This is a genomic window from Pigmentiphaga litoralis (assembly GCF_014651835.1).
Lineage (GTDB): Bacteria > Pseudomonadota > Gammaproteobacteria > Burkholderiales > Burkholderiaceae_B > Pigmentiphaga > Pigmentiphaga litoralis.
Map to the genome: position 1 here is coordinate 1,192,205 of NZ_BMXQ01000001.1, position 25,901 is coordinate 1,218,105.

Here is a 25,901-nt window from a genome sequence, read left to right on the forward strand (position 1 = left end):
GCCGGGCGCATACGGATCAACCCTTCATCCCGATGCCGGATGCCTGGCGGTCGTACTGCTCAAAATGCCTGACAGCAAAGGGTTGATGGCCTCGGCCGCCTCGTAGATGGCCCAGTGTCCGGCGCCAGGGATCAGGTGGAATTGCGCCTGGGGGTGCACCTGGACCAGCACGCCACCCTGCGCCGCCACGTCACCACCATACACATCGAACTCGCCCGACACACCATGGATCTCGCCATTCAGGCGATGAAAGTTTTCTGGCGCCCGGCTGGCCAGCAGGGGCCGCATGTCGAGCGTCGTACGCAACACGTTGCGTGTCTGCAGCGCCACCGCCAGCGCGTCGATGCGCGCCGTGTCGTGGATCATCAGCACGCCCAGGTTGTGCTTCTGGATGGCGGCCATCTCGGCAGGATCAGTCACGCCGCGCCAGCGCCGGATGCCCTCGGGCAAGGCCAGCGGACCATCGGAAAAACTGCCGCGCAACAGCACCAGCTTGCGCACCTGCGCAGGCCGTTCCACCGCCATGGTTTCGGCCAGTACCGAACCCAGCGAGAAGCCCAGGATATCCACCGCCATGCCGAACGCAGGCAGCAACTCATCCAGCCCGCGCCACAGCAAGGAGGCGAAGCCGGCCATGCTCGGCGTGTCGGTGTAGGGGTCGGCGTCGCCGTGGCCAGGCAGGTCCGGCACGTAAAGCGTGTGGTGGGCGCTGAGGGCTTCCAGGTTCCGGATCCAGTGGGTCCACGAGCCGCTGTTCCCGTGCAGCAGCACGACGGGCGTTCCGCTGCCCCAGATGCGCCACGTGACCACGTTGGCGCCCTGAGGCGTCGACACGCGGCGCGCCCGGGCTTCCCACTTCGCCGCCTCGGCCGGCAGGTCGCCGCCGACCGCGCTGACCGCGTCGGCAAGGGGCCCGGCGGGCGCCTGGGCAGCGCCCTTGACAGCGAATTCGGCAGCGTTGGCCACGGCGGTCTCCTTGATAATAAGTTAACTTTATATAAACCTATCTTACTTTGTCAACGCGTTGCGGCATCCTGCGCAAGGGCCTTTTCTTTTAGAATAGGCACCGTTTGACGCATCCGCTCCTACCCTGGCTACGCTCGCGCGGGCCGACAACAAGAAATTCATGAAAGACACCCTCACTGGAAAATCCGCATCCGCCCCTGCGCTCGGTCTGCGTGAACGCAGCAAGCAGGACAAGCTCCGACGCATCAAGCAGGCGGCGCGTGAGGTATTCCTTGAAAAGGGCTTCGACGACGCGACCACGCGCGAGATCGCCCAACGCGCCGATGTCGCCATCGGCACCGTGTTTGTCTACGCGGCCGACAAACGCGACCTGTTGATGCTGATCATCAACAACGATCTGGATGCGGTCAACGAAAAGGGTGAAAAGGCCCTGCAGTCCGATTTGCCCCTGCTCGAACAGCTGATGAAGTTCTTCACGCTGCGCTACACCTACTGGGCGAAAGAGCCGCCCCTGTCGCGCGCCGCCGTGCAAGAGACCGCCGACTTCCTGGCCGAGACAACCGACAAGGGCAAGGAAACCAGCCGCTTCTATGCGCGCCGTTCCAACATTTCGTCGATGCTGACGGACTTGGCGCGCCAAAAGCAGGAAGCTGGCAAGATCGCCAACACCGCGCCGCCCGAACTGATCGCCGGCCTGATCATGACGATCTACCTGACCGAAGTCCGCCGCTGGCTGGCGCAAGGCACGCCCAAGCCCGCCGTAGGCCTGGCCCGCTTGCGCGCGCTGCTGGCGCTGGCAATACAGGGCCTGGGCCCCACCGGCGCCGAAGTGCCGACCATTCCGTCGGGCAAGAAGCCGCGCGCGAAATGATCGGCCCGGGGGCCGTCAGCCCCGCCCGAGCAGCGGCATCGACAACGGAAAGATCACGCTTTCGTACAGATTGACCTCGGGCGGCAAGGACGCCATCAGCAGCACCACCCTGGCCACGTCCGACGCCTTCATGAGTTCCCCGGGTGCAAACTTGCGCCCGGACTTTTCGGCCAGGGCCGACTCGGTCACTCCGGGATGCAGCACGCTGACGGCAATGCCATGTTCGCGCCCGTCCAGCGCCAGCGCGTGCGTCATGCCGTCCAGGCCGTGTTTGGTCGTCGTGTAAGGCACCGAGTTCGGACGAGGCACCAACGCCGCTACACTGCCCATGTTGATGATGCGCCCGCCACCGCGCGGCTTCATGACACGGAAGGCCTCGCGACTGCACAGGAAGGCACCGGTCAAATTGACGTCCAGCACCTGGCGCCAGGCGGCCAGCGTCAGGTCTTCGATGGGCTGGCTGGTCGTCACGCCGGCATTGTTCACCACCAGGTCGACACCGCCAAAGGCAGCCACCGTGCTGCCGAACAGTTGCTGTACCTGCGCCTCGTCGGTCACGTCGGTCACGCAGACCGACGCCGTGCCGCCGGCCTGCGTGATCAGCGACGCCGTCTCGGACAGGCCCTGTTCGTTGCGAGCCGCAACCATCACGCTGGCGCCCGCGGCCGCCAACGCCACCGCGACCGCACGGCCGATGCCCGAGCTGGCGCCCGTGACAATGGCCGTCTTGCCCTTCAGGTCGTTCATGGCGACGGGGACTGCGAAATGAACTTGGGCGTCAGGTAGGCGGCAACGCCTTCGATGCCGCCTTCGGATCCATAGCCGCTATCCTTTACGCCACCGAACGGTGATTCGGCCGAGGCGATCGCAAAGGTGTTCATGCCGACCATGCCGCTTTCGATCCCCGACGACACCTTGATGACCCGATCCGCATTTGACGTGAACGCATAGGCCGCCAGACCAAAGGGCAGTCGATTGGCCTGGTGCAGCGCCTCTTCGTCATCGTCGAACGGAACCACCATGGCGAGCGGGCCGAACGGTTCTTCGGATAGGACGCGCGATTCGGCATGCAGGCTTGCCAGTACGGTAGGCCGGAAAAAGAAGCCATCGCCCGACATGCGTTCGCCGCCCGTCACCACCGAAGCGCCCCGCGACCGGGCGTCGTCCACCAGCGTGTCCATGGCGGTCAGGCGGCGCGGGTTGGCCAGTGCGCCCATCTGCGACGAAGCTTCCACGCCGGGGCCGACACGCAATGCGCCGGCTGCGCGGCCGAACAGATCGACAAAGGCATCATGCACCTTGCGATGCACGAAGAAGCGCGTGGGCGAAATGCAGACCTGGCCTGCATTGCGGTACTTGCCCGCCGCCGCCATGCGGGCGACGGCCTCGACATTGACGTCGTCGAACACCAGCACGGGCGCATGGCCCCCCAGTTCCAGCGTGACCGGCTTGACGCCGCGCGCCGCCAGGCCGGCAATATGTTTGCCGACCGCGACGCTGCCGGTAAAGGACACCTTGCGCACGACGGGGGATGCGATCAGGAATTCGGACACCTCGGCCGGCACGCCAAACACCACGTTCAGCACGCCCTTGGGCAGCCCGGCGTCCTGCAATGCACGCGCGATTTCAATGGCGCAGGCAGGCGTTTCTTCGGACGGTTTGATGATGCAGGTGCAGCCGGCCGCAAGGGAACTCGCGATCTTGCGCGCCGGGATCATGGCCGGGAAATTCCACGGCGTGAACGCTGCCGTCACCCCGATGGGCTCCTGCACGACGATCTGCCGCCAGCCGTTCTCGCGCGGCGGGATCACGCGGCCATAGGTGCGGCGGCCTTCTTCGGCCGCCCAGTCCAGCATCTCGGCCGTCACCATGACTTCAATGCGCGACTCGGTCAGCGTCTTGCCCTGCTCCAGCGACATGATGCGGGCGATACGGTCGCTGCGCTCGCGAAACAGTTGCCCCGCCTTGCGCAGGATCTCTCCGCGCGCCATTGGCGACATGATGCGCCAGCGCTGGAACGCGGCCTGGGACGTGTCGATCGCGCGTTGCAGATCGTCGGTGGTGGCATGCGGCAAATCACCCAGGCTTGCGCCGGTGGCCGGGTTGATGACCGGCTCGGAACGACGGCCGGTGGTATCGAGCCACTCGCCATCGATGAACATTTTCAGGTCCAGCACATCATCGCTCATGGATGCTCCAGATAGTTGACGTTGGCAATCATTCGCGACCTCATTCGGCAGTGATGCCGGCGGCGCGGATGATCTTGCCCCACTTCTCGGTATCGGTGCGCACCAGCGTGGCCAGGTCGGCCGGGCCGCCGGGCAAGGGCTCGGCGCCAATGCTGCGCATGAACTCGGCAATGGCCGGGTCGCGCGTCACCGCGTTGAGCCACCCTGTCAGGCTGGCCAGCACGGGCGCGGGGGCGTTGGCCGGCAGGAAGATGCCGAACCAGCCGCTCAGGTCGTAACCGGCAACGCCGGCTTCGGCCATGGTCGGCACGTCGGGCAGCGAGGTTGGACGGGTCTTCCCGGTCACGGCCAGCGCGCGAACCCGGCCGCCCTTCAGTTGCGGAATCGCCAGGGTCGCATCGGCAAACAGAAAGTCGATCCGCCCTCCGATCAGGTCGGTCATGGCCTGCGGCACGCCCTTGTAGGGCACGTTGACCGCATCTACGCCGGCCAGGGTCTTGTACAGTTCACCGGCCACCTGCCCGGTAGCGTTGCCGCTGCCCCAGGAATACTTGCCCGGCTCCCGTTTGAGGGTGGCGGTCAGTTCGGAAACTGTCTTGTAGGGCCGCGCCTCGGAATTGGTCAGCAGCACGAAGCCGAGCGAGGCTACCGTGCCCACCGGCTGGAAATCCTTGACCGGATCGAACGGCAGCTTCTTGAACAGATGGATGTTGGCGGCATGCGTCGAGTTCGGCGTGAACAGAATCGTGTAGCCGTCAGCGGGCGACTTGGCGACCATGTCGGCGGCGATATTGCCAAGTGCGCCGGCCCGGTTATCGACGACAACCGGCTGTCCGGCCTCCTTCTCGAGCCGCGCGGCCACCTGGCGCGCTACGGCATCGATGCCGCTGCCGGCGGGGTACCCCAGCACCATGCGGATCGGTTTGGTGGGATAGCCCTGCGCCTGCGCGTTACCGGCCAGGCCCAATGCCGCTGTACCGAATATCGCCAGGCTGGTCGCCGTCAAGGCCGCGGCGCTGAACGCCCGCCGTTTGGGAAGAAAGGAAGTCATGCTGTCTCCTGGACAGAGCATGGCGCGATGCATGGCCGCGCCGGTATGGGTAGGGGAAGTGCCGGAAGCTGTGGGGCGCACTAGAACTTGGCCGACAGCGCCGTGCCGGCCAGATGCCCTGCCAGTCCGCTGGACGTGCCGCGCGGAAGCCCCGGCGCCAGTTCCAGGAACTGCTTGACCGCGCGTATCGTGACCGCGCCGCATCCCAGCATGATCGCGGTGATGCGTTCGACTTCCGCGTCCAGCTGATCGTCGCTGACGACCTGGCTGACCAGCCCGGCCTGCAAGGCTTCGGCCGCCGACACGGTGTCGCGTGTCAGCACCATGCGCGCCACCGTCTTGACGGGCACGCGGCCGATCAGGGCGGACATGACCAGCGTGGGCGGGATGTCGCGTTCCATTTCGGGGATCTGGAAGGTGGCGCTGTCTGCCGCGAGGGTGACGTCGCACACCCCGGCCAGCGCGCAGCCCACGCCGATCGCGCGGCCGCGGACCACGCCCAGCACCGGCACCGCCGTGGCCTTCAGGGCGTCATACAGTTCCAGCGCGGGCATGGCCACTGTGCGGCGCAGATGCTCCGCCGACGGCGCAGCGCCCTTGGCTGGCATGGGCGACACACGCCCCGCGCAGAAATCCGCGCCGTTGCCGGACAGGCGAATCAACTTGATGTCGTCATCCAGTTGGTTGACGGCAGCAACGATCGCGCGACCCATTTCGGCGTCGAGCAGGTTGCCGTTGGCCGGCGTATTCAGCGCGATGTCGAGCAACGCGCCGCTGCGCGTGACGGTGACCTTGTCGGTGTTCACACTCTGTCCCCTTGATGGATGGCTTCCCAGATCGACGCCGCCGTGGCGGGCATCGGCAACTCGTCGGTGGTGACCTCGCGCAGTGCGTCGGCCAGGGCATTGAAGATCGCAGCGGTGGCCGGCGTAATGCCGCTTTCGCCCCCGCCCTTGACGCCCAGCGGGTTGCCGCTGGTCGGGTCTTCCGTCAGTTCGATGCGCAGGGGCGGCAAGGCCCCGGCGCGCGCAACGCCATAGTCCATGTACGACCCGCTGAGCACCTGGCCGCTTTCCGGATCGACCTGGAAGCCTTCGTACAGGGCCTGGCCAATGCCTTGGGCCAGTCCGCCGTGCACCTGGCCTTCGACGATCAGCGGATTGATGGGCGTGCCGACATCGTCGATGGACGTGTAGCGCGTGAGTTCCACCTCGCCGGTATCCGGATCGACCTCCAGTTCACACACGGCGGCGCCGGTCGGATGGGCCGGGATACGACCGTTGAATTCCGCAACGACCCGGAAGCGGTGGGTATCGGCCTGGCCGGCATCCGCATCCGGCAGACCGGACTCCGCAATCTGCCGGGCCACGTCCGCGAGGCCCACCTTGCGCTGCGAGGTCGCATCGACAAACTCGCCATCGATGAAGCTGACCTGTCCTTCGGTGGTGTCCAGCAGCGCCGCGGCCACGGGCTTGCCCAGATCGACCAGCGATGACACGGCCTGCACGATCAGTGTGCCCACCAGCCGCATGGACCGGTCTGAATGCGTACCGCCGCCCACGCTTACAAAGGCGGAGTCACCGGTGCGCAGCTTGATGGCGTCAAACGGCACACCCAGCTTGTCGGCCAGTACCTGCGCGAACGTGGTCGCATGGCCCTGCCCGGTGGTTTGCGTGCCGGCCACCAGATCCACGGTGCCATCGGGTTCGACCATCAGTTCGATGCGCTCTTTGGGCGCGCCCACTGGCGACTCGACATAGTTCGCCACGCCGATGCCCAGCCACCGCCCGCGTTCGCGCGCCGCCGCGCGGCGAGCGTCGACGGCTTCCCATTCGGCTACGGTCAACGCGCGTTCCATGTTGGCGGCAAACGCCCCGCTGTCGTAGTTCAGGCCCATCGGACTGCGGTACGGCATCTGGTCCGGCTGGATCAGGTTGCGGCGGCGGATCTCGATCCGATCGATCCCGAGTTCGCGCGCGGCAATGTCCAGCATGCGTTCCATCACATGCGTGGACTCGGGCCGGCCGGCGCCGCGATACGGGCCGGTCGGCGCACTGTTGGTCATGACTGCGCTCAATTTTGCAGCGGCGGCAGGCACGTGATAGACCGTCGTCATCACGCGCGAGCCGTTCGACAGGGGCACGTACGACACCGTATGCGCCCCCACGTTGCCGATCAGTTCGTGGTCCACCGCCAGGATGCGGCCGTCGGCCGACAGCGCCATGGCCGCACGCGCCACCTGGTCGCGGCCCTGGTAGTCGGACAGGAAGGCCTCGTTGCGATCGCTGGTCCACTTGACTGGCCGCCCTACCCGCCTGGCGGCCCACAGCACCGCCAGCTGTTCCGGATTGACCATGCTGCGCGGCCCGAAGCCGCCGCCCACATCGGGGCTGATCACCCGCACCTGCGTGCGTGGCACCTTGAGCGCATCCGCAATGCACAGCTGCTGGCGCGTCACGCCCTGGCTGCCCGAGATCAGCAGATAGCCGGTGTCGGGGTCGTAGCTGCCCAGGGCCGAGCGCGGTTCCATCTGGCAATTAACGATGCGGCTGTTGCGAAATTCGCGCCGCACCACATGATGCGCACCGGCAAAGATGCGGGCGATGGCTTCCGGATCGCCGATCTGCACCTGGAAGCACAGGTTCGATGGCAGGTCGTCCCACAACTGCGGCGCATCGGGAAGCATGCCCTTGTCGGCATCCACCACTGCAGGCAAGGGATCGTAGTCAACGTCAACCATTTCGGCGGCATCGCGCGCTTCGCGCTGCGTTTCGGCCACCACCATCACGACGGCCTCGCCCACATGGCGCACCTTGTCGATCGGCAGCGGAATATGGCGCTGGTTGAAGACGTGGCCGGTCAATGAATTGTTGAAGGCACGCTGTTCGTGCGCGATGGCATCCGCCGGATTGGGCACGTGGTCCATGCCCTGATGGCCATCGTCCAGGTAGTCCTGGCCCGTCAGCACGGCAATCACGCCGGGCGCAGACCGCGCCGCTTCGAGGTCCATGCCGCGGATGAGCGCATGCGGGCGCGATGAACGCAGGAAGGCGGCATACACCTGCCCGGGCAGGGACACATCATCCGTGTACTGCCCTTTTCCTGCGACCAGGCGCGCGTCTTCGGCGCGCGGCATGGGCTGTCCGATCAGCTTAGGCATGCGCGGCTCCCTGGGTCGTGGTTGCCGCCGGGCCGCCGGCGTCGGCGCGCCGCGCCGCCGCGGCATGCCGGACCGCTTCAATGATGTTGACGTAGCCGGTGCAGCGGCAGATATTGCCTTCCAGGCCATGGCAGATCGACGCATCGTCCAGGCGCCCATCCACCGTCAGGTAGTGATCGACCGCCATGATCATGCCCGGCGTGCAGAAGCCGCACTGCAGGCCGTGGCAGGCCACGAAAGCTTCCTGGACGGGGCCCAGGGCATCCGGCGTTGGCGCCAGACCTTCGATGGTGACCACCTCGCCACCACTGGCCTGGGCCGCCAGCACGGAACAGGACTTGACCGCGACGCCGTCCAGATGCACGGTGCACGCGCCGCACTGGCTGGTGTCGCAGCCCACGTGCGTGCCCGTCAGGCCCAGGTCCTTGCGAATGAATTCGACCAGCAGGGTGCGGTCGTCCACGTCGCGCGACACCGCCTCGCCATTGATCGTGAGATGGACCTGCGTCATGCCTGCCCCACCCGTTCCGTCATCGCCGCCGAAAACCGCTTGAAGAATTCATCGGCCAGCTTGTTGGTCACGGACCCGATCAGGCGCGAGCCGATCTGCGCCAACTTGCCGCCGACTTCGGCCACCGCAACGTACACCAGCTCGCACCCTTCGTCGGTATCGGTGAGGGTCACGGTCGCCGTCATCTTGCCGAAGCCGGCCATGCCGCCGTCGCCCTGGCCGATGATGGTGTAGCCGGTGTCTTCGACCTTGTCGGCAATGGCAAGCCTGCCCTTGAAGCGCGCCTTGACCGGCCCGATGGCCGCTACGACGACGGCAGCATAGGTGTCCGGCCCGGTAGGCTCGAACGCCTCGCAGCCTGGCACGCAGGCCTGCAGCACGGCGGGGTCATTGAGGCCAGCCCAGACCTGGGTGCGGGCGGCCGGAATACGATGACTGCCTTTGAATTCCATGACGATTCCAGAAGAAAGAATGAGTGATGTCGCAGAGTGATATCGCTGGGTGATGCCGCAGAGCGATGTCGCCGCACGGTGACCTGGAAGCAGGCGCTGGCCTTGCATGGGTGCGCGGCGCCGGGCAGCACGTCGCGTGCTGCCCGCCCGCTCAGCGGGGCCGAGGCGTCAAGGCTTCGACGGCGCGCCGGGTCATGACCCGCACCAGGTTCGCGCGATAGGCCGCGCTGCCATTGGCATCGGTGTTGAACAGCGTTTCGTCGATCGCGGCATCGGTCAGGCGGTCCGCCTGACCGTCACCCGCCAGGGCCGCTTCGGCTTCAAGCCACCGGAATACCGACGATCCCGCGCCCGTTACGGCCACGCGCACGGCGTCACCGAACTGCGCGACGAAGACGCCTGCCACGGCGTACCCCGTGGCCCGGTGCCGCAGCTTCTGGTACGCGGCGCGATCGGGCACCGGAAATTCGATGGCCACGATCAACTCGCCGGGTTCCAGCGCGGTCTCGAACATGCCAACAAAGAAATCATCGGCCGGAATGCGGCGGGTGCTGGTCTCGATCATGGCGCCCAGGCCAAGCACCGCGGCCGGGTAATCCGCGGCCGGGTCATTGTTGGCGACCGAGCCGCCCAGCGTGCCGCGATTACGCACCTGCGGGTCGGCAATCAGGCCTGCCAGCGCGGCCAGGGCGGGGATCGTGCCGGCCACCATGTCGGATCGCGCAACCTCGACATGTTTCGTCGCGGCGCCGATACGCAGCACATCGCCGTTCAGGCCGATGCCGCGCAGGGCGTCGAGCCGCGACAGGTCCACCAGGTGCGACGGGGCGGCAAGGCGCTGTTTGAGCGTGGGTATGAGGGTCATGCCGCCTGACAGCGGCTTGGCGTCTTCCTGGTCGGCCAACAGCGCCAGGGCCTGGTCCAGGGTGTCTGGACGAACATAGCTCAACGGGTACACAGTGGGTCCATCCGTGATGGGCGTATGCCAGCGCCTTGTCTCCGATCGCTGTCATCGTTATAGGAATACGGCCAATGTATCGGAAAGCCCGGGCGAGCTGAATCACATAAAATTGATGGAGTCACAAGCGAATTCGATCATTGAGAAATGCGTCGATCCGCGTGCCCAAAATGACGGGCGCCTCGTACATCGGATAGTGGCCCGCATTGCCGATCACCTCCACGGTGGCGTTCGGGTAGAAGCGCATCCAGGTGTCGCGCATCAGCGCTTCCGACAGGGTCGGATCGTGTTCCCCGATGAACAGGCCCACTGGCAATTCCAGCCCGGCAATACCTGCCGAGATGTCTTCGGTCGCCCATTCGCGCAGGTAGGCCCGCATGGCGTCGGGCCGCATCAGGCCGTCGGACGCCGCCGCCATGCGATCCAGCCAGGTGGCCGACAGACGCCCGCCCGTCGACACGTCAAAGATCTTGCGACGCACGCTGACGTCATCGACCGCCTTGTCAAAAAAACCCAGCCGGGCGGCGTCCATGCGCGAGCCGCAGGCCGGCACGGCGTTAATGCCGATCAGCGCTTGAACGCGCGACGGCGCCCGCGCCAGCACGTGCTGGATCGCCACGCCACCCATCGAATGCCCGATCAGGCTGAAGCGATCCCACCCCAGCTGGTCGGCCAGGGCGATGACATCGTCAGCATGCTGCGCAAAGCCGTAGGGGCCTGCATGGTCGCGCGCCGTGCCGTAGCCGCGGTAGTCGACCAGCGCGACGGTGCTGGCTGCCGGGTCCATGGCGTCGAACAGCGTGCCCCAGTGGGCTGCGCTGCCCATCCAGCCGCTCATGGCGATGACGTGACGGGGCCCGTGGCCCACTGTGACAGGGGTCGGATGCATGGCGGATTCCTTGTGTGTAGGGGTGATCAGTCCTCGTAACGCTTGAGCAGCGTCCGGGCGATCATCAGTTGCAGGACCTGGCTCGTGCCTTCGTAGATGCGCACGGCGCGGGCGTCGCGATACAGACGTTCCACCGGATAGTCGGCCACATAGCCTGCGCCACCCAGGATCTGCACGGCGCGGTCGGCGGTGCGGCCCAGCGCTTCCGAACAGAAGTATTTGGCGGCGGCCGCCAGGTTGCGGGTGTCCTCGCCGCCTTCCAGCGCGTCGGCCGCGCGCAGCACCAGTGCATGCCCCGCCAGGTAGTCGGTTTCCGAATCGGCCAGCATGGCCTGGATCAACTGGAACTGCGCAATGGCCTGGCCGAACTGCTTGCGCTGCAAGGCATAGGTGGCGGCCTCGTCAATCAGGCGCTTTGCCATGCCCAGGGCCGACGCGGCCACGCTGATGCGCCCGGCGTCCAGCACTTTCATGGCGATCCGGAATCCCTTGCCCTCATTGGCCGGCCCGCCCACGATGCTGCTGGCGGGCACCCGTACGTTTTCCAGGATGACGTCGCAGATCGGCGAGCCGCGCTGCCCCATCTTCCGTTCGGGCGTGCCGATGTGCAGCCCCGGCGTGTCGCGGTCCACGATGAACGCGGTGACTCCATCGGCGCCCGGCCGGGTGGCGTCACTGCGAGCCATGACCGTGAACACATGCGCGCGGGATGCATTGGTGATGTAGCGCTTGGTGCCGTTCAGGACGAAGTCATCGCCATCGCGCACGGCCGACGTCTTGAGACTTGCGGCGTCGGATCCGGCATCGGGTTCGGTCAGGCAGAAAGCGGCGCGCAGGGCGCCGCTGGCCAGGCCCGGCAGAAAGGCCTGCTTCTGGGCCTCGGTGCCGGCCATGACGATGCCCTTGCTGCCAATGCCCACGTTGGGCCAGAACACCAGCCGGAACGCGGGCGATACCTGGCTGAAGGCCATCTGCACGTCGATTTCCTGCCGCAGGGTCAACTCGAAACCGCCGTAGGCTTCGGGAATGCCCAGGCCGAACAGGCCCATCTCCTGCATGGTCTCGATCAGGTCGGCGGGGACTTCTTCGGTCTCTTCCACCTGCGCTTCCAGCGGCTTCAGCCTTTGCTGAATGAACCGGTTGATGGAATCCATCAACTGCCGGAAGCTGTCGTCGTCAAGGACGGCGGGCATGATTGTCTCCTTCGTCGGGCGGCCGCGGGCCGCCCTGGTTGCTTCACGTCTGCGTCACATCACGAACAGTGCATCCAGCGCGATCACGCCCTCGCCTTCCGGCAAGGCGATCAAGGGATTGACGTCGATCTCGGTGATCTCGGGATTGGCCAGCATCAGCGCAGCCAGCCGCGAGACGGCTTGGGCCACGGCCTGCACATCGACAGGTCCCTTGCCCCGCAAGCCCGACAGCAGCTTGGCGCCCTTGAGCGTGTGCATGGCCGCAACGATCTGCGGCACGGTCAGGTCGGGCGGCAGCAGCTTGACGTCGTGCAAGGCCTCGATCCAGATACCGCCCAGGCCAACCAGCATGACCACGCCCCAGTTGGCATCACGGCGTCCGCCGATCACCAGTTCAAGACCGGGCCGCGACATGGCTTCGACCAGAATGCCGTCCAGCGCCAGCCCCGGGCACTTGGCTGCGATGCTGTCCTGCATGCGCGACCACGCATCGCGCAAGGCGTCGGCATCGCGCACGTTCACGGCCACGCCGCCAACATCGCTCTTGTGCATCAGCTGCGCGGCCTGCGCCTTCAGCACGACCGGATAGCCAATGCGGTCGGCCACGGCCAGCGCCTCGTCCACCGACGTGGCAAGGTCCCCGTCGGGAGTCTGGATACCCAGGTCACGCAACCAGGCCTTGCCGCGGTATTCGACCAGGGGACCGGGCACCAGGTCAGGCAGTTTCCTGCCCGCGTCACCTTGCGCCCGCTCGCTGCTTGCGGTGCTGAGCTGACCGTAGCGATGCACGTGCGCCATGGCCCGCAAGGCGCGGTCGGGTGACCGGCCAAACGGCATGCCGCTTTCCGTGACGAGGCGGGTGAACTCTTCAGCCAGCGGCGCGGTGTCGCCCATGATGCAGAAGGCCACCGGCTTTTGCGAAGCGATCATGACCGGCAGCAAGGAGTTGGCCTTGGCCACCTGCTGCGCGGGTGATCCGCCCATCAACGGCACGATCAAGCTGCCCACTTCCGGGTCGTCCAGGATGGCCTGCGCGGTTAGTCCGAAAATTTCGGGCCGCTGCATGCCCTGCGACGTCAGGTCCAGCGGATTGTCTGCCGTCACGAAGTCAGGAAGGATTTCGTTGATGCGGGTAAGCGTCTGCGGCGAGAGCGTGGCGAGTTCCATGCCGATGTCTTCGCAGAAATCGATGGCCACGCCGCGCAAGGCGCCCGAGTTGGACGACACGGCTGCCTTGCCCGATCGGATCGGCACCGGATAGCGGGCCAGGATCGCGGTCACGTCGAACAGCTCGTCCAGCGTATCAACCACCACCACGCCTTCACGTTCGACCAGCGTGCGCATGACCTGGTAGTCGCCAGCCAGTGCGCCGGTGTGCGACTGCGCGGCTTCGCGCGCCCGCTGGCTGCGGCCGGGGTGCATCAGCACCACGGGCTTGCCCAGCGCGCGCGCGCGGGCCACGGCCTGCAGGAACAGCGCGGGCTTGCGCAGCATTTCGACAAAGATCGCGAAGGCGTCGACGTCGTCGGCATCGATCAGTGCACTGAGCAAGTCCTCGGCACTGGTCACGGCTTCGTTGCCGGTCGACAGCGAGAACGACACATTCACGCCCCGCGCTGTCAGCCCCGCGCGCAGGTTGCCGTTCATGGCGCCGCTCTGCGCAATGATCGCCACCTTGGGGCCCGACATGGTCTTGCGCGCGGGCACGGGCTCGAACGTCAGCGGCACGTTATCGCTGTAGTTGACGAAGCCCATGCAGTTCGGGCCCAGCAACGCCATGCCGTAGCCGCGCGCCATGTCGGCCAGCCGGTCCTGCGCGGCCCGGCCTTCATCGCCGAGCTCCGAAAAGCCCGACGCAAAAATGATGGCGCCGCCGACGCCGCGTTTGCCGCAGGCTTCGACCGAGTCATACACCGCCACCTGCGGCACCACCAGCACCGCGGCGTCCACGCCTTCGGGCAAGTCATCAATGGACTTGAGGCACGGCCGGCCATTGACTTCGTCGCGGCTGCGGCTGACCAGGTGCAGGTCCCCGCCGTAGTCGAAGCGTCCGATATTGGTCAGCAGCAAGCCGCTTACCGATGCGGGTTCGGGCGAGGCGCCCACCACCGCGATGGAGCGCGGCCGCAACAGGCGCTCCAGTGCATTCCTGGTCATCGTTCATCCCCTGATGTTCTTGTACGGATGATTGCAGATCGCAACCATCCGTCAACGCGCAACGCTTCAACGGCGGTAGGTTTCGAGGCCGGGCTTGAAGGTTTTTTCGTCAAGGAACTGGCCCATGGCGGTATTGCGGCCGTTTTCAGGATCCTGGAACGTGGACTGGTCGACCTTGGCCATCAGGTAATCGGCCGCCTGTTCCCAGGTCATTTCGGACGCGATGCGGTGGGCGATCTTGGCGGTGCGCAGCACCGTCGGGTTCTTGGCCATCAACACCTTGGCCAATTCGCGCACGCGGTCACGCAGTTGCGCGAGCGGCACGGCTTCGTTCACCAGGCCGATCTGCGCAGCGCGCTTGCCGTCGAATTTTTCACCGGTCATGACGTAGTACATGGCTTCGCGTTCACGCACCAGCTGGGCGACGGCGCGGCTGACCACGCCGGCGGGGATGATGCCCCAGTTGATTTCCGACAGGCCGAACGTGGCTTCTTCTGCCGCGATGGCCAGGTCGCACGAGACCAGGGGCGTAAAGGCGCCGCCGAAGCACCAGCCGTTGACCATGGCAATGGTGGGCTTGGAGTAATGACGCAGCATGCGCCACTGCCATTGGCCGTTGGCGCGGAACAGCTTGACGCGTTCCTTGGGGTCGTTGTCGGTGCCGCGGAAGTACTCACGCAGGTCCATGCCGGCCGAGAAGGCGTCGCCGGCGCCGGTCAGCACCAGCACCTTGCATCGGTCGTCGACCTCCAGGTCTTCCATGGTCTTGAGCATGGAATAGACGATGCCCGGGTTGATGGCGTTGCGCTTGTGCGGGCGATTCAGGGTCACCCAGGCGATGCCGTCTTCGAATTCGACCAGGACGGGTGGCGCGTCGTTGGGGTTGGTTTCTTGCGCGGTGGTGGACTGCTCGGACATGGATCGTCTCCTCGTTGTAAGTTGCCGCACGGTCACCGCGCGGGTCGATTCGCGAACTATATAAGGTCGCTTTATATAAATCAACTTACATTAGGGGAGACGCGGGAAAGCCCGGAGGGGAACAGGCGTTCCTGTCGGGCAGCCCTGCAGGGGGGCCGCCCCCGCCCCGGCCCTCAGGCCGCGCCCGAGACCGGCCCCATCCGCCGCATATGCAGCACGGACACCCCGAACAGCAGCAGTCCCGCCAGGGCCAGCATCGCGCCGACCCAGCCGGTGGACGTCCAGCCATAGCCGGCCGTAATGGCGACGCCGCCCAGCCACGCGCCCAGCGCATTGGCCATGTTGAAGGCCGAATGGTTGAGCGATGCGGCCAGCGTCTGGGCGTCCGCCGCAACGTCCATCAGGCGGATCTGCAGCACAGGCCCGAGCGCCAGCCCTGTCCCGATCAGGAAGATGTTGAGCATCATGGTCCAGGCATTGCCCGCCATCCACGGGAAGATCGCCAGCACCAGCATGGTCCACACGAGGACGCCGCCAATCGATTTGACCAGCGCGCGATCGGCCAGCCAGCCGCCCGCGATATTGCCCACGATCATGCCGGCGCCCATGACGGCCAGCGCGATCGGTACCCACGACTCGCCCAGTCCCGTGACCTGCGTCAGGGTCGGTGCGATATAGCTGAACACGGCAAACAATCCACCGAAGCCGATTGCGCCGATGCCGAGGGTGAACCACACCTGGCCACGCCGCAGCGCGCCCAGTTCCTGCCGCGCACTGCTGACCGGCTGGTCTTCCTGATGCGGCACGAATTTGTTGAGCATGATCAAGGTAATGATGCCGATGGTGCCGACCGCGGCAAACGCCGCGCGCCAACCCAGCCACTGGCCCAGGCCCGTGGCAAGCGGATTGCCGATGAGCGCGGCCACCGTCAGCCCCAGCATGACCCGGCCGATCGCCTGCCCCCGTCGATGCGGCGGCACCATCGACGCGGCCACCAGCGCCGCAACGCCAAAGTAGGCGCCGTGCGGCATGCCGGTCAGGAAGCGGAAGGCCATGAGCGAGTAATAGCCTGGCGCGAAGGCGCTGGCAAAGTTGCCGATGACGAACCAGATCATCAGGCCGAACAGCAGCGTGCTGCGCGACAGATGGGCTGCCATGACGGCGATCAGCGGGGCGCCGATCACCACCCCCAGCGCGTAGGCGCTGATGAGGTGACCGACCTCGGGCGCCGATACCTGCAGATGTTCGGCCACATTAGGCAACAGGCCCATGATGGCGAATTCGCCAGTACCGATGCCAAAGCCGCCGATCGCAAGAGCGAACGCCGCCATCGCGATGGCGCGAGGAGAATAGACAGGAAGGGATGACATCAGGGATTCCGGACAGGGCCTGAGCAGGCCGGGTCAGTGAAAACCCTTAGTCTACTGCGTATTCCGCCCGATCATTCGCCGAGTTTTGACGTCACGCAACCGGTGCTGCCGCATTCGCGCTGACGCGCCTTCAGGAAGTCCAGGCGAGACTGGGTCTGTTTCACCGCGCAGCCCAGGTTGACGTAATAGCCGTTGGGCTTTTCGTAGCTGCACTCGTCGTCGCGCTGTTTGATCCAGGCCAGTTGCCCCTGCTTGAGCGCTTCCTGCTGCGCCCCGAGGATTTTTTTCGGACACGAAGATCGAGCAACCCGCAAATTCGCGGCGGCGGCCTGCGTCGATCCAGGCTTGCTGCATGGAGTCGTGGTGGGTGGAGACGAACAGGTCGGCGTCGGGAGTCCGGGTCGCCCTGTCCTTCAACGCGATCTCCAGGCCGTCGGCAGCCACGCGCGTGACGCGGTATCGGGCGGCCGACATGCGCTCGGCGATTGCCGTGCTCAGGTCAAGGTTGTACTGGTATTCGACCCGCCCGCTCGCGCCCGTTGCACCCGGGTGCTGCGGCGTATGGCCCGTGTCGACGACGATGTAGGGGCTGCGGGCGCCGGGCGCCGCAGCCAGGCTGTCGGCTGCGGTTGCCAGGGCGCGGCTGCCTGACTAGTCACACAATCTTTGCAAAGGTGGGTAACACGCGGGGCATGGCGTCAGTCGGCGTACTGCCCCGCCGCCTTGATTACGGCGGACCACCGCACCATCTCGGCTTCCACGAACTTTTTGTGCTGTGCAGGTTGCAGGCGGTCATCGTTCACGACCGTGAGTCCGACCGCTTCTTCGCGCTTGATCAGTTCGGGGTCCTTCAAGGCGGCGCGCAGCGCGGTGTTCAGTTTTTCAAGCACGGCGGGCGGCGTGTTGCTGGGTGCGTACATGCCGTGCCAGACCGTGACGTTGAAACCGTTCAGGCCGGATTCGGCCAGGGTGGGCACCTGCGCCAGCGCAGGCAAGGCCAGGCGCTGTGCACTGCTGATGCCAAACACCTTGACCTTGTTGCCTTCGATCTGCGGCACGGCGTTGGTGGCCTGTTCGCACATCAGGTCGATCTGCCCGCCCATCAGGTCCGTCATGGCCGGCGCGGTGCCTTTGTAGGGCACGGGCGTCATCGTCGCCTTCATGGCGTTCTGCAGCATCAGGCCGCACAGGTGCGATGCCGAGCCCAGGCCGGCGTGGGCCAGGTTGACCTTGCTTTCATTCGCGCTGATCCACGTGCGCAATTCGGCAAAATTGGTGGCGGCCAATGTCGGCTTGCCGATCAATACCGAAGGTGCTTCGTTGATCAGGCCCAGAAAGGCGAAGTCGTCGGGCGTCTTGTAGCTCAGCTTGCGGTACAGCGCCGGGGCGGTTGCCAGGCCGATGTGATGCACCAGCAGCGTGTAGCCATCCGGCGCGGCGCGCGCCACGCGGGCGGACCCGATCGTGCCCCCTGCCCCCGCCACGTTTTCAATGATGACCGTCTGGCCCAGCGGCTTGCGAAGTGCTTCGGCCACGTCACGGGCGATCTTGTCACTCGGCCCGCCGGCGGCGAACGGGACGATGATCGTTACCGGCTTGTCCGGAAATTCCGCCGCGGCGGTGCCGGCGATCAGCGCGAGTCCGACGGCAAGGGTGAACGGGGCATAGGTCATGGTCGAGTCTCCAGGTGTTGTAGGTATGGCGCAGACCGGTCAACCCGTCCGCGCAGGTGTTCACTCATGGTGCGGATCATCGTTCGGACGCGCGCGGATGACCAATGCTATTTGTGCCTGTTTTGATGCCGTCAGAGCATCGCCTGGCAGGAACGCGGGTTGCTTGATGGGTGCCGTCGGGAAACCCCTGACATCCGGGTCCGGTGTCTTGCCGCGCCGCCTGACCCGGCCCATGCCAGCGCTCGTGCGCGGGCAGCCCGTCAGCGCGCGGCATCCACGACAGGAATGACGATGACCCAGGACGCCAACACCCCCAATTCCCGCCGCCACTTTGTGGGAGGCCTGACGACCGGCCTCGTTGCCGCCATGGCGACGCCCGTTACCGCACAGACCTCCTCCGCCTCCGCTTCTGCCGCGGGGGCTGCCGGGACGGCTGGCGCCAACGCGGGGCCCATGCAGTCCGTCAAGCGCAACCCCGTATCGCAGTACCCCAAGCCCCCATTTGCAAAGCAGCCGCAGGACTTCCCGGGGCTGGCCAGCCGCATGAACCCGCGTCCGGATCATGGCGAGACCACCTACCAGGGCTCGGGCCGCCTGCTGGGCCGCAAGGCGCTGATCACCGGCGGGGACTCCGGCATTGGCCGCGCCGCCGCCATCGCCTATGCCCGCGAAGGCGCCGATGTCGCGATCAACTATCTGCCCGAAGAAGAGTCAGATGCGCGCGAAGTGGTCGAATGGATCCGCGCGTCGGGCCGCAAGGCGGTGGCGATCCCGGGCGACATCCGCAGCGAGGCGTTCTGCAACCAGCTTGTCCACTCCGCCGCGCAGCAGTTGGGCGGGCTCGACATCCTGGTCAACAACGCGGGCAAGCAGCATTCGGTCGACTCGATCACCGAGCTGACCACCGAGCAATTCGATGCCACTTTCCGCACCAACGTGTACGCAATGTTCTGGATCACCAAAGCCGCGATGGCGCATCTGGGTGAAGGCGCGTCCATCATCAACACGGCGTCGGTCGTGGCTTACGAGCCGCCCGCCAATCTGCTCGACTATGCGCAGACCAAGGCTGCCATCGTCGCCTTCACCAAGTCGCTGTCCAAGCAACTGGCCAAGAAAGGTATCCGCGTGAACGCGGTGGCCCCGGGGCCGTTCTGGACCCCGCTGCAACCCAGCGGCGGCCAGACGCAGGAAAAGCTGACGCAATTCGGCGCCGATACGCCACTTGGCCGCCCAGGCCAACCGGCAGAAATCGCGCCGGTGTATGTGCTGCTGGCGTCGCAGGAATCGAGCTACGCGACGGGCCAGGTCTACGGCGCATCGGGCGGCGCGGGCTTCCCGTAAACGTCGCCCGACGTCGCGGCGCCCGCGCGCCAAGCCGATTTACACTGGCTGCCTCTTTCCTGGAGTCGACACATGAAGATCGCAGTCATAGGCGCGGGCGCCGTGGGGTGCTATTACGGCGGCATGCTGGGCCGCGCCGGTCACGACGTGACCCTGATCGGACGCCCGCAGCATGTGGATGCCATTGCGCGCGACGGCTTGCGTCTTGACGCGCCGGGCGTTGACGGGCCGGTACGCCTGAAGGCCACGACCGAGCCTGACGGCGTGCGCGATGCCGATCTGGTGTTGTTTTGCGTGAAGTCGACAGCGACGGAATCCGCGGGCCGCGACCTGCTGCCGTTTCTTGCCCCGCACGCCGTCGTGCTTACGCTCCAGAATGGCGTCGACAATGCCGACCGCCTGCAAGCGGTGCTGCCCGATCACCTGGTGATTCCGACCGTGGTGTATGTGGCGACCGAGATGGTCGGCCCCGGGCACGTGCGGCACCATGGCCGCGGCGAATTGGTGATCGGCCCGTCCGCCCGCAGCGAGGACATTGCCAGGGCCTTGCGCGACGCGGGCGTCCGGACCGATGTATCGGACAACGTACTTGGGGCGCTGTGGGAAAAGCTGTTGATGAACTGCGTCTACAACGCCATGTCGGCGCTGTCGCAAACGCCGTATGGCCGCCTGATCGACGGCGTGGAAGTGCGCAACACCCTGCGCGATGTGATGGAAGAATGCCTGGCCGTGGCGGCGGCGGCGGGCGTTCGTACCGGCCCGGCGATGTGGGATGCGGTGGAACGCATTGCGGTCACCATGCCGACGCAGCTGTCGTCGACTGCCCAGGACATGGCGCGTGGCCGCCGTAGCGAAATCGATCACCTGAACGGTTATGTGGTGCGCAAAGGCGCCGAGCTGGGTGTCCCGACGCCGGCCAACCGTGTGCTGTTCGCGCTCGTCAAGCTCAACGAAGCACGTACGCTGGCCGCTTAGCACTGAGCTGCTCAGCTGCTCGGCTGCTCAGCTGCTTGCCTGCCTAGCGCAAGCCCGGCAACGCCCAGGTTGCCGCAACACCAAGCGCGCCGCACACGGCCAGCAGCGGCACCACGCCGACCTTGAAACGGAACAAGGCGATCGCCGCCAACAGCGCGATCACCAGCGCGACGGCATCGACAGGCCCGGCCAGGCCCCGCGGCCAGAACACGTGATACGCAAAGAAGCAGGCCAGCGTCGCGATCACGCCGACCACCGCTGCGCTGATGGCGGACAAGGGCGAGGTAAAGGCCAGGCGGCCATGCGTGGCTTCGATCAACGGGCCGCCTGCCAGGATGAAGATGAAGGAAGGCAGGAAGGTAAAGAACGTGACCACCGTGGCTGCCACCGCACCGCCCAGGAACACCGCGTCGGGGCCAAGCGCGGCGTGCGTCCAGCCCCCCACAAAGCCAACAAACGCCACGACCATGATCAACGGCCCGGGGGTGCTTTCGCCCAGGGCCAGTCCGTCGATCATCTGCGTGCCGGTCACCCACTGGAACTGCTCGACCGCGGCCTGGTACACATACGGCAGCACGGCATAAGCGCCGCCGAAGGTGATCAGCGCGGCCTTGGAAAAGAACGTGGCCATTTGGGTCAGGGTGCCATGCAGACCGGCCCAGGCAACCAGCGCACCAAAGGCCAGGCCCCACAGCACGATGCCGATCGTCAGCACACGCAGCATCTGCGCGCGCGATGCACGGGCATGCGGCGGTGTGGGCGTGTCGTCGTCGATCAGTGCCGGGCCGAGGCCGGCCCCGTCTTTGTCCTTGCCGCCAGCCTTGCCCGCCGCGCCGTGGCCGGCGGCAGCAGGCGGCGCGAACCAGGCCGGCACCCAGCGCGCGCCCGCGATACCGATCACGCCCGCGCCGATCACAATGAGCGGGAACGGTACCGCAAAGACAAAGATTGCAAGGAAGGACACGAGCGCAATCGCGGCCATGACACGGTTGCGCAGTGCGCGGCTGCCGAGCCGGAAGGCGGCATGCACCACCAGGGCCGTGACCGCAGGCTTGATGCCATAAAAAATACCGGCAATGACGGGGACGTCGCCAAAGCGCAGATAGATCCACGACAGCGCAATCAGCACGAACAAAGACGGCAGCACGAACAGACCGCCCGCAATGATGCCGCCCCAGCTGCGGTGCATGAGCCAGCCGATGTAGGTCGCCAGCTGCTGCGCCTCGGGTCCGGGCAGCACCATGCAGTAATTGAGCGCATGAAGAAAACGTCGTTCGCTGATCCAGCGACGGCGCTCCACCAGTTCCGCGTGCATGATCGCGATCTGCCCCGCCGGCCCGCCAAAGCTGATGCAGCCTAGCTTGAGCCAGAAGGCAAACGCAGTCCAGATCGAGACGGCGGCGGGCGGCTTCGGGGCCGCCCCGGCGGCCGGGTTCACAGGTCCCTTAGCGGGTGGTTCTCGGCCTCGTAAATGGGCACGAAAAAGCGCTCCACCCATTCGGCGTCCGCATCACCCAGCGACGCCGGATGCCACTTCGGGGACTTGTCCTTGTCGATCAACAGCGCACGAATGCCTTCGCGAATATCGGGCTGCGCCGAGCAATGCAATGCCACTTCCAGCTCGAGCCGGAACACGTCCGCCAGCGACCAGCCTTGCGTGCGCCGCAGCAGCTCGAACGCCAGCCGAGCGGTACCCGGTGCGCCCGCCTTCAGGTTGGCATTGGCCGAGTACAGCCAGGGATCGGCACCCGCTGCGTGATGAATGGCCCCAACGATCTGTTCAAGGGTCTCGCCCGCACAGATCTCGCGCAGCGCGGGCATGTGCGATTCCAAGGGGCCTGTCGCGGGTTCGGGCGGCGTCTCGGCCTCGGTCAGGATGCGCGTCAGCGTCACGTCATTGGCGGCGCGATCATCGCCCCACTCTTGCGCCACCATGGCATCCAGGACTTGCGCATAGTGCGCATGGGTCACATGGTGATCGGCCCAGCCCGCGAACAGCGCGTCGGCAGCGCGCAACTGCGACGCCGTCAGGGCCAGGAACAGGCCTACGCCATCGGGCACCTGGTTCAGGAACCAGGAACCCCCGACATCGGGAAACAGACCGATCGCGATTTCGGGCATGGCCAGGCGCGACTGCTCAGTGACGACACGATGGCTTGCGCCCACCATCAGCCCCATGCCCCCACCCATGACGACGCCGTTGCCCCAACACAGCAAGGGCTTGGGATAGGTGTGGATGAGATGGTCGAGCCGATATTCTTCGGCAAAGAAGCCTTCGACCGACGCAGGTACCGGCAGCCCGGGCGCCGGCGTCATATCGCCCGTTGTCAGGCCGCGGTAAAGGCCATGCAGATCCCCGCCCGCACAGAAAGCCCGGTCGCCCGCGCCGCGCAGCACCACCACGGCAACCGCCGGATCCTCCGCCCACAGACGAAGCCGCGGCAGCAGGCGTTCAACCATCTCGTGCGAGACAGCGTTCAAGGCCTTCGGCGCGTTGAGCGTCGCAATGGCGATGGTCTTGCCATGCGAGGTGGGACGCTCTTCGAACAGTACGACGTCGCTCATGGGCGGTGTCTCCGTCAGGATGACTGGGATGGGCTACACGTAACGGCGCGCCGGCGCGCGCGACTGGCGGATCAGAGCCATGAGTGACACCACGCCCAGGGTCGCAAACAACGCCAGGCTCCAGATTTCATACTTGACCCCGAACACATCGACCGCCGCGTCCATGCAGCTTGCATAGATGCCAAACACGCTGGGCAAGGCTTCGTCCAGGCCGGATTTCGTCATGAAACGATCGGCGAAGGTCATGTCGCACGACAGCAGATGTTGGGCCACCGAATGCTGGTACCAGGCGGCCCAGATGCCGACCAGGCTCAGCACGAAGGCCAGCCCCGTCAGCGCCATCTGCGCCGGACGCACGCGGCGCAGCAGCAAGGCCAGGATGGCGCTGACCGCCATCGCCACGTACACGACGCGCTGGAACACGCAGTAGGCGCAAGGCGGCATGTCGTACAGGTGCTGCGACACCAGCGCGATGGCCACCGCCAACAGGCTGGCAACGGCAACAAAGACAAGCTGGCGATCGGTCGGGGCAGAGGTCATGGAATGGCGCGCGGTTAGGGTTGGGACGGCTCAGGGAGCGTTGGGGGCGACCGGCAGGGTCATGTTCGCCCGCTGGATGACGTCGATGATCAGCTCGCTGACGCCATCCCACACGATTTGTACGCCAAGGCAGAGCAGGATGAAAGCAGACAGCCGCAGGAACACCACGGTTCCCGTCTCGCCCAGCGGCCGCAGCAGGCGCTGCGCAAAACGAAAGCAGAAGAAGACGGCGAACGCGACCAGTACCATCCCGGCCACGGCGCCCGACATGCGGCTCGCGCCCATGGCCAGCGACGTGTTGGAGTGCAGGCTCGCGCCCACCGTAATGGCGGCTGCGATCGAGCCGGGGCCGCACGAAATGGGAAAGGTCAGCGGATAGAAGGCCTTGCGTTTGGCCATCTCGGGCGTGAAGCCTTCGGCCATGCGGGCCGAGCGTTCCATGCCGCCGTCAGACGAGTTGAGCAGTCGCCACGCGCTGGCCACCACCAGCAGGCCACCGCCCACCCGCACGATGGCCAGCGAGATGCCAAAGAAGTCGAGCACGAAGGACCCAACCAGCATTGCCGCGGTCAGCAGCAGGAAGACGCTGCGGGCGATTTTTTGGGCCAGGATCTCGCGCGTGTGATTGGACGCACCTTCCGTCAGCGACAGGAAAATGGGCGCGGTAGCAGTGGGATTCAGGATGGGAATGAGGGTGGCAAGGGCGAACAGAAAGCTCTTGCCGAAGCCCAGCATGTAGTCTTCGATCAGCATGCGGGCAGTGTAGAAGATTACCGATCAGGCTGCAGCGTGTCGAAGCCGGGGCAAAGCCAGTGCCTGGGGCAGGCATTCAGCGTACACCTCGCCTACCAGGATCAGCGCGGGGCCTTCCGCCAGCTGCGCGGCGGCGTCGGGAAGCCCGCCCACGGTGGTGGGCCACATGCGTTGCTGGGGCAGGCTGGCGTTCTCGACCAGCATGGCGGGCCGGCCTGCCGGGATGCCCGCCGCGATCAGCCCATCGGCAATGTCGCGCGCCTGGCGGCCGGCCATGTACAACACCAGCGTGTCCACATCCTTCGTGGCGTCGGCCCACGCATGCGGCACTTCGCCCTTGCCCACGGCCGGCGTCAGGAACAGCACGCTGCGGCTCATGCCCCGGCGCGTCAGGGACTGACCCACTTCGGCCGAGGCACCAAAAGCCGCGCTGATGCCGGGCACGATTTCGAGGCCAATGCCGGCCTGGTGCAGGGCGTCGATTTCTTCCTGGGCGCGGCCGAACAGCATGGGGTCGCCGCCCTTGAGCCGGACCACACAGCCGTATTGCCTGGCAGCGTCCACCAGTTGTTTGTTGATGAATTGCTGCGCGGTGGACAGGCGGCCACTGCGTTTGCCCACCGCCACGAGCCGCGCCTGGGGCGCCAGCGCCAGGACATCGGGCTGGACCAGGGCGTCGTGAAAGACAATGTCGGCCCGGGCCAGCAGGCGCGCGGCACGCAGGGTCAGCAGGTCGGCCGCGCCCGGCCCGGCGCCGACCAGATACACCCGACCTGACCGCCCTGCTTCCATTTACGCCACCTGCCTGGGCTTGGGATAGGTCTGCTGGTAGTGCACCGTGAACGCGTTGAACGCGGCCAGCGCCTCTTCGGGCCGATGGCCCGGCTTGAGCAGGAAGCTGTCGAAACCGCAGCGGGCCTGATAGTGGATGGTGTCAATCATCACGTCACCGACCGCGCGCAGTTCGCCCGTGTACTTCAGGCGCGTGCGCAGGATCTGCGCAATGGAATACCCGCGACCGTCGGTGTACTGAGGAAAGTCGATGGCGATCAGCGCCACGCCGGTCGCGTCGAACACGCCGTGGTCAGCCAGTTCCAGCGGTTCGTCAGCAGGCTGAAGGAAAATGCCGACCGGGTGCTGGCGCGCGCGCAGCTGCGCATGGGCTTCGAGCCATACCGTCAACGGCACCAGCCAGTCGCCGTCGTCGGCAGGCAGCTTCTGATCGTCGGAGGGCGCGAAACGCTGCCACGTGTCGACCTGCAGTTCGCCGTTGCGGATCAGCGTGGGCTGGGGCGCGGGAATGGCGGCAGATTCGGCTGCGGCGGCTGCTTGCGTATCGATCGGCTGACCCATCACGACCGCTGGCGTG

General features: G+C 66.1%; 24 protein-coding genes and 2 pseudogenes. 3 read left to right on the forward strand and 23 right to left on the reverse strand.

Annotated features, from left to right (window positions below):
• Positions 1-24 precede the first annotated feature (24 nt).
• On the reverse strand, positions 25-966 hold the full coding sequence (locus tag IE116_RS05275; protein WP_189610415.1) for an alpha/beta fold hydrolase: 942 nt from the start codon (positions 964-966) through the stop codon (positions 25-27).
• 160 nt (positions 967-1,126) lie between these two features.
• Here IE116_RS05275 and IE116_RS05280 point away from each other — a divergent pair, with 160 nt between their 5' ends.
• Positions 1,127-1,837 carry a TetR/AcrR family transcriptional regulator gene (locus IE116_RS05280; RefSeq protein WP_189610418.1) on the forward strand — a complete coding sequence of 237 codons (711 nt, stop codon included), beginning with the start codon at positions 1,127-1,129 and terminating at the stop codon, positions 1,835-1,837.
• Positions 1,838-1,852: 15 nt separating this feature from the next.
• On the opposite strand, the gene IE116_RS05285 is transcribed toward IE116_RS05280, so the two are convergent.
• The 16 genes and pseudogenes from IE116_RS05285 to IE116_RS05355 all read right to left on the reverse strand — a co-directional run bounded on the left by IE116_RS05285 (position 1,853) and on the right by IE116_RS05355 (position 18,358).
• Positions 1,853-2,584, reverse strand: coding sequence for an SDR family oxidoreductase (locus IE116_RS05285; RefSeq protein ID WP_189610419.1), 732 nt, complete (start codon positions 2,582-2,584; stop codon positions 1,853-1,855).
• Positions 2,581-4,026 carry an NAD-dependent succinate-semialdehyde dehydrogenase gene (locus tag IE116_RS05290; RefSeq protein ID WP_189610421.1) on the reverse strand — a complete coding sequence of 482 codons (1,446 nt, stop codon included), beginning with the start codon at positions 4,024-4,026 and terminating at the stop codon, positions 2,581-2,583. The genes IE116_RS05285 and IE116_RS05290 overlap by 4 nt, the downstream gene beginning before the upstream one ends.
• Before the next feature lie 40 nt (positions 4,027-4,066).
• A complete protein-coding gene (locus IE116_RS05295) occupies positions 4,067-5,077 on the reverse strand; it encodes a Bug family tripartite tricarboxylate transporter substrate binding protein (RefSeq protein ID WP_189610423.1) in 1,011 nt (336 codons plus the stop codon).
• 80 nt (positions 5,078-5,157) lie between these two features.
• The gene (locus IE116_RS05300; RefSeq protein WP_189610425.1) at positions 5,158-5,883 is read right to left on the reverse strand and encodes an enoyl-CoA hydratase/isomerase family protein; all 726 of its coding nucleotides are present in this window, start codon (positions 5,881-5,883) and stop codon (positions 5,158-5,160) included.
• A complete protein-coding gene (locus tag IE116_RS05305) occupies positions 5,880-8,237 on the reverse strand; it encodes a xanthine dehydrogenase family protein molybdopterin-binding subunit (RefSeq protein WP_229828008.1) in 2,358 nt (785 codons plus the stop codon). Before IE116_RS05305 ends, IE116_RS05300 begins: the two co-directional genes overlap by 4 nt.
• The gene (locus IE116_RS05310) at positions 8,230-8,748 is read right to left on the reverse strand and encodes a (2Fe-2S)-binding protein (RefSeq protein ID WP_189610427.1); all 519 of its coding nucleotides are present in this window, start codon (positions 8,746-8,748) and stop codon (positions 8,230-8,232) included. Before IE116_RS05310 ends, IE116_RS05305 begins: the two co-directional genes overlap by 8 nt.
• Complete coding sequence (locus IE116_RS05315; RefSeq protein ID WP_189610429.1) at positions 8,745-9,200, reverse strand: SRPBCC family protein; 456 nt, start codon at positions 9,198-9,200, stop codon at positions 8,745-8,747. Before IE116_RS05315 ends, IE116_RS05310 begins: the two co-directional genes overlap by 4 nt.
• Before the next feature lie 151 nt (positions 9,201-9,351).
• Complete coding sequence (locus IE116_RS05320; RefSeq protein ID WP_189610432.1) at positions 9,352-10,158, reverse strand: FAD binding domain-containing protein; 807 nt, start codon at positions 10,156-10,158, stop codon at positions 9,352-9,354.
• A gap of 121 nt (positions 10,159-10,279) precedes the next feature.
• Complete coding sequence (locus tag IE116_RS05325) at positions 10,280-11,047, reverse strand: alpha/beta fold hydrolase (protein ID WP_189610434.1); 768 nt, start codon at positions 11,045-11,047, stop codon at positions 10,280-10,282.
• Between the two features lie 26 nt (positions 11,048-11,073).
• Positions 11,074-12,240, reverse strand: a complete 1,167-nt coding sequence (locus IE116_RS05330) for an acyl-CoA dehydrogenase family protein (RefSeq protein WP_189610436.1) — start codon at positions 12,238-12,240, stop codon at positions 11,074-11,076.
• Between the two features lie 54 nt (positions 12,241-12,294).
• Positions 12,295-14,397: an acetate--CoA ligase family protein gene (locus IE116_RS05335; RefSeq protein WP_189610438.1), complete on the reverse strand. Its 2,103-nt coding sequence runs from the start codon at positions 14,395-14,397 to the stop codon at positions 12,295-12,297.
• A 66-nt stretch (positions 14,398-14,463) separates the two neighbouring features.
• Positions 14,464-15,315, reverse strand: a complete 852-nt coding sequence (locus IE116_RS05340; protein ID WP_189610441.1) for a p-hydroxycinnamoyl CoA hydratase/lyase — start codon at positions 15,313-15,315, stop codon at positions 14,464-14,466.
• A 173-nt stretch (positions 15,316-15,488) separates the two neighbouring features.
• A complete protein-coding gene (locus IE116_RS05345) occupies positions 15,489-16,685 on the reverse strand; it encodes an MFS transporter (protein WP_189610444.1) in 1,197 nt (398 codons plus the stop codon).
• A 71-nt stretch (positions 16,686-16,756) separates the two neighbouring features.
• Positions 16,757-16,972: pseudogene (locus IE116_RS25820) on the reverse strand (lysozyme inhibitor LprI family protein); the annotation flags it as partial.
• A 34-nt stretch (positions 16,973-17,006) separates the two neighbouring features.
• Positions 17,007-17,321 (reverse strand): annotated as a pseudogene (locus IE116_RS25825) (N-acetylmuramoyl-L-alanine amidase); the annotation flags it as partial.
• A gap of 62 nt (positions 17,322-17,383) precedes the next feature.
• Positions 17,384-18,358, reverse strand: a complete 975-nt coding sequence (locus IE116_RS05355; protein WP_189610446.1) for a tripartite tricarboxylate transporter substrate-binding protein — start codon at positions 18,356-18,358, stop codon at positions 17,384-17,386.
• 291 nt (positions 18,359-18,649) lie between these two features.
• On the opposite strand from IE116_RS05355, the gene IE116_RS05360 reads away from it, so the two are divergent.
• A complete protein-coding gene (locus IE116_RS05360; protein WP_189610448.1) occupies positions 18,650-19,699 on the forward strand; it encodes an SDR family oxidoreductase in 1,050 nt (349 codons plus the stop codon).
• 72 nt (positions 19,700-19,771) lie between these two features.
• Positions 19,772-20,674 carry a ketopantoate reductase family protein gene (locus IE116_RS05365; RefSeq protein WP_189610450.1) on the forward strand — a complete coding sequence of 301 codons (903 nt, stop codon included), beginning with the start codon at positions 19,772-19,774 and terminating at the stop codon, positions 20,672-20,674.
• 43 nt (positions 20,675-20,717) lie between these two features.
• On the opposite strand, the gene chrA is transcribed toward IE116_RS05365, so the two are convergent.
• The 6 genes from chrA to IE116_RS05395 are packed head-to-tail and all read right to left on the reverse strand — an operon-like array spanning position 20,718 to position 25,885.
• Entirely contained in the window at positions 20,718-22,112 is a 1,395-nt protein-coding gene (gene chrA, locus IE116_RS05370; protein ID WP_373302950.1) for a chromate efflux transporter, read from the reverse strand.
• Positions 22,109-23,239 carry an enoyl-CoA hydratase/isomerase family protein gene (locus IE116_RS05375; RefSeq protein ID WP_189610454.1) on the reverse strand — a complete coding sequence of 377 codons (1,131 nt, stop codon included), beginning with the start codon at positions 23,237-23,239 and terminating at the stop codon, positions 22,109-22,111. Before IE116_RS05375 ends, chrA begins: the two co-directional genes overlap by 4 nt.
• 33 nt (positions 23,240-23,272) lie before the next feature.
• Positions 23,273-23,779 carry a disulfide bond formation protein B gene (locus IE116_RS05380; RefSeq protein ID WP_189610456.1) on the reverse strand — a complete coding sequence of 169 codons (507 nt, stop codon included), beginning with the start codon at positions 23,777-23,779 and terminating at the stop codon, positions 23,273-23,275.
• Positions 23,780-23,809: 30 nt separating this feature from the next.
• Positions 23,810-24,532, reverse strand: coding sequence for a MarC family protein (locus IE116_RS05385; RefSeq protein WP_189610458.1), 723 nt, complete (start codon positions 24,530-24,532; stop codon positions 23,810-23,812).
• 24 nt (positions 24,533-24,556) lie between these two features.
• On the reverse strand, positions 24,557-25,324 hold the full coding sequence (gene cobA / locus IE116_RS05390) for a uroporphyrinogen-III C-methyltransferase (RefSeq protein ID WP_189610460.1): 768 nt from the start codon (positions 25,322-25,324) through the stop codon (positions 24,557-24,559).
• Positions 25,325-25,885 (reverse strand): DUF934 domain-containing protein, encoded by a 561-nt coding sequence (locus IE116_RS05395; protein WP_189614456.1) that lies wholly within the window; start codon positions 25,883-25,885, stop codon positions 25,325-25,327.
• Positions 25,886-25,901 lie beyond the last annotated feature (16 nt).

Excerpts from the sequence above, each read along its gene's own strand:
- IE116_RS05395 (WP_189614456.1), bottom strand. The coding sequence starts at position 25,885 with ATGGGTCAGCCGATCGATACGCAAGCAGCCGCCGCAGCCGAATCTGCC.
- IE116_RS05340 (WP_189610441.1), bottom strand. The coding sequence starts at position 15,315 with ATGTCCGAGCAGTCCACCACCGCGCAAGAAACCAACCCCAACGACGCG.
- IE116_RS05345 (WP_189610444.1), bottom strand. The coding sequence starts at position 16,685 with ATGTCATCCCTTCCTGTCTATTCTCCTCGCGCCATCGCGATGGCGGCG.
- IE116_RS05365 (WP_189610450.1), top strand. The coding sequence starts at position 19,772 with ATGAAGATCGCAGTCATAGGCGCGGGCGCCGTGGGGTGCTATTACGGC.
- IE116_RS05305 (WP_229828008.1), bottom strand. The coding sequence starts at position 8,237 with ATGCCTAAGCTGATCGGACAGCCCATGCCGCGCGCCGAAGACGCGCGC.
- IE116_RS05325 (WP_189610434.1), bottom strand. The coding sequence starts at position 11,047 with ATGCATCCGACCCCTGTCACAGTGGGCCACGGGCCCCGTCACGTCATC.
- IE116_RS05310 (WP_189610427.1), bottom strand. The coding sequence starts at position 8,748 with ATGACGCAGGTCCATCTCACGATCAATGGCGAGGCGGTGTCGCGCGAC.
- IE116_RS05380 (WP_189610456.1), bottom strand. The coding sequence starts at position 23,779 with ATGACCTCTGCCCCGACCGATCGCCAGCTTGTCTTTGTTGCCGTTGCC.
- IE116_RS05285 (WP_189610419.1), bottom strand. The coding sequence starts at position 2,584 with ATGAACGACCTGAAGGGCAAGACGGCCATTGTCACGGGCGCCAGCTCG.
- IE116_RS05355 (WP_189610446.1), bottom strand. The coding sequence starts at position 18,358 with ATGACCTATGCCCCGTTCACCCTTGCCGTCGGACTCGCGCTGATCGCC.
- IE116_RS05295 (WP_189610423.1), bottom strand. The coding sequence starts at position 5,077 with ATGACTTCCTTTCTTCCCAAACGGCGGGCGTTCAGCGCCGCGGCCTTG.
- IE116_RS05375 (WP_189610454.1), bottom strand. The coding sequence starts at position 23,239 with ATGAGCGACGTCGTACTGTTCGAAGAGCGTCCCACCTCGCATGGCAAG.
- IE116_RS05280 (WP_189610418.1), top strand. The coding sequence starts at position 1,127 with ATGAAAGACACCCTCACTGGAAAATCCGCATCCGCCCCTGCGCTCGGT.
- IE116_RS05385 (WP_189610458.1), bottom strand. The coding sequence starts at position 24,532 with ATGCTGATCGAAGACTACATGCTGGGCTTCGGCAAGAGCTTTCTGTTC.
- IE116_RS05290 (WP_189610421.1), bottom strand. The coding sequence starts at position 4,026 with ATGAGCGATGATGTGCTGGACCTGAAAATGTTCATCGATGGCGAGTGG.
- IE116_RS05335 (WP_189610438.1), bottom strand. The coding sequence starts at position 14,397 with ATGACCAGGAATGCACTGGAGCGCCTGTTGCGGCCGCGCTCCATCGCG.
- IE116_RS05315 (WP_189610429.1), bottom strand. The coding sequence starts at position 9,200 with ATGGAATTCAAAGGCAGTCATCGTATTCCGGCCGCCCGCACCCAGGTC.
- IE116_RS05330 (WP_189610436.1), bottom strand. The coding sequence starts at position 12,240 with ATGCCCGCCGTCCTTGACGACGACAGCTTCCGGCAGTTGATGGATTCC.
- IE116_RS05360 (WP_189610448.1), top strand. The coding sequence starts at position 18,650 with ATGACCCAGGACGCCAACACCCCCAATTCCCGCCGCCACTTTGTGGGA.
- cobA (WP_189610460.1), bottom strand. The coding sequence starts at position 25,324 with ATGGAAGCAGGGCGGTCAGGTCGGGTGTATCTGGTCGGCGCCGGGCCG.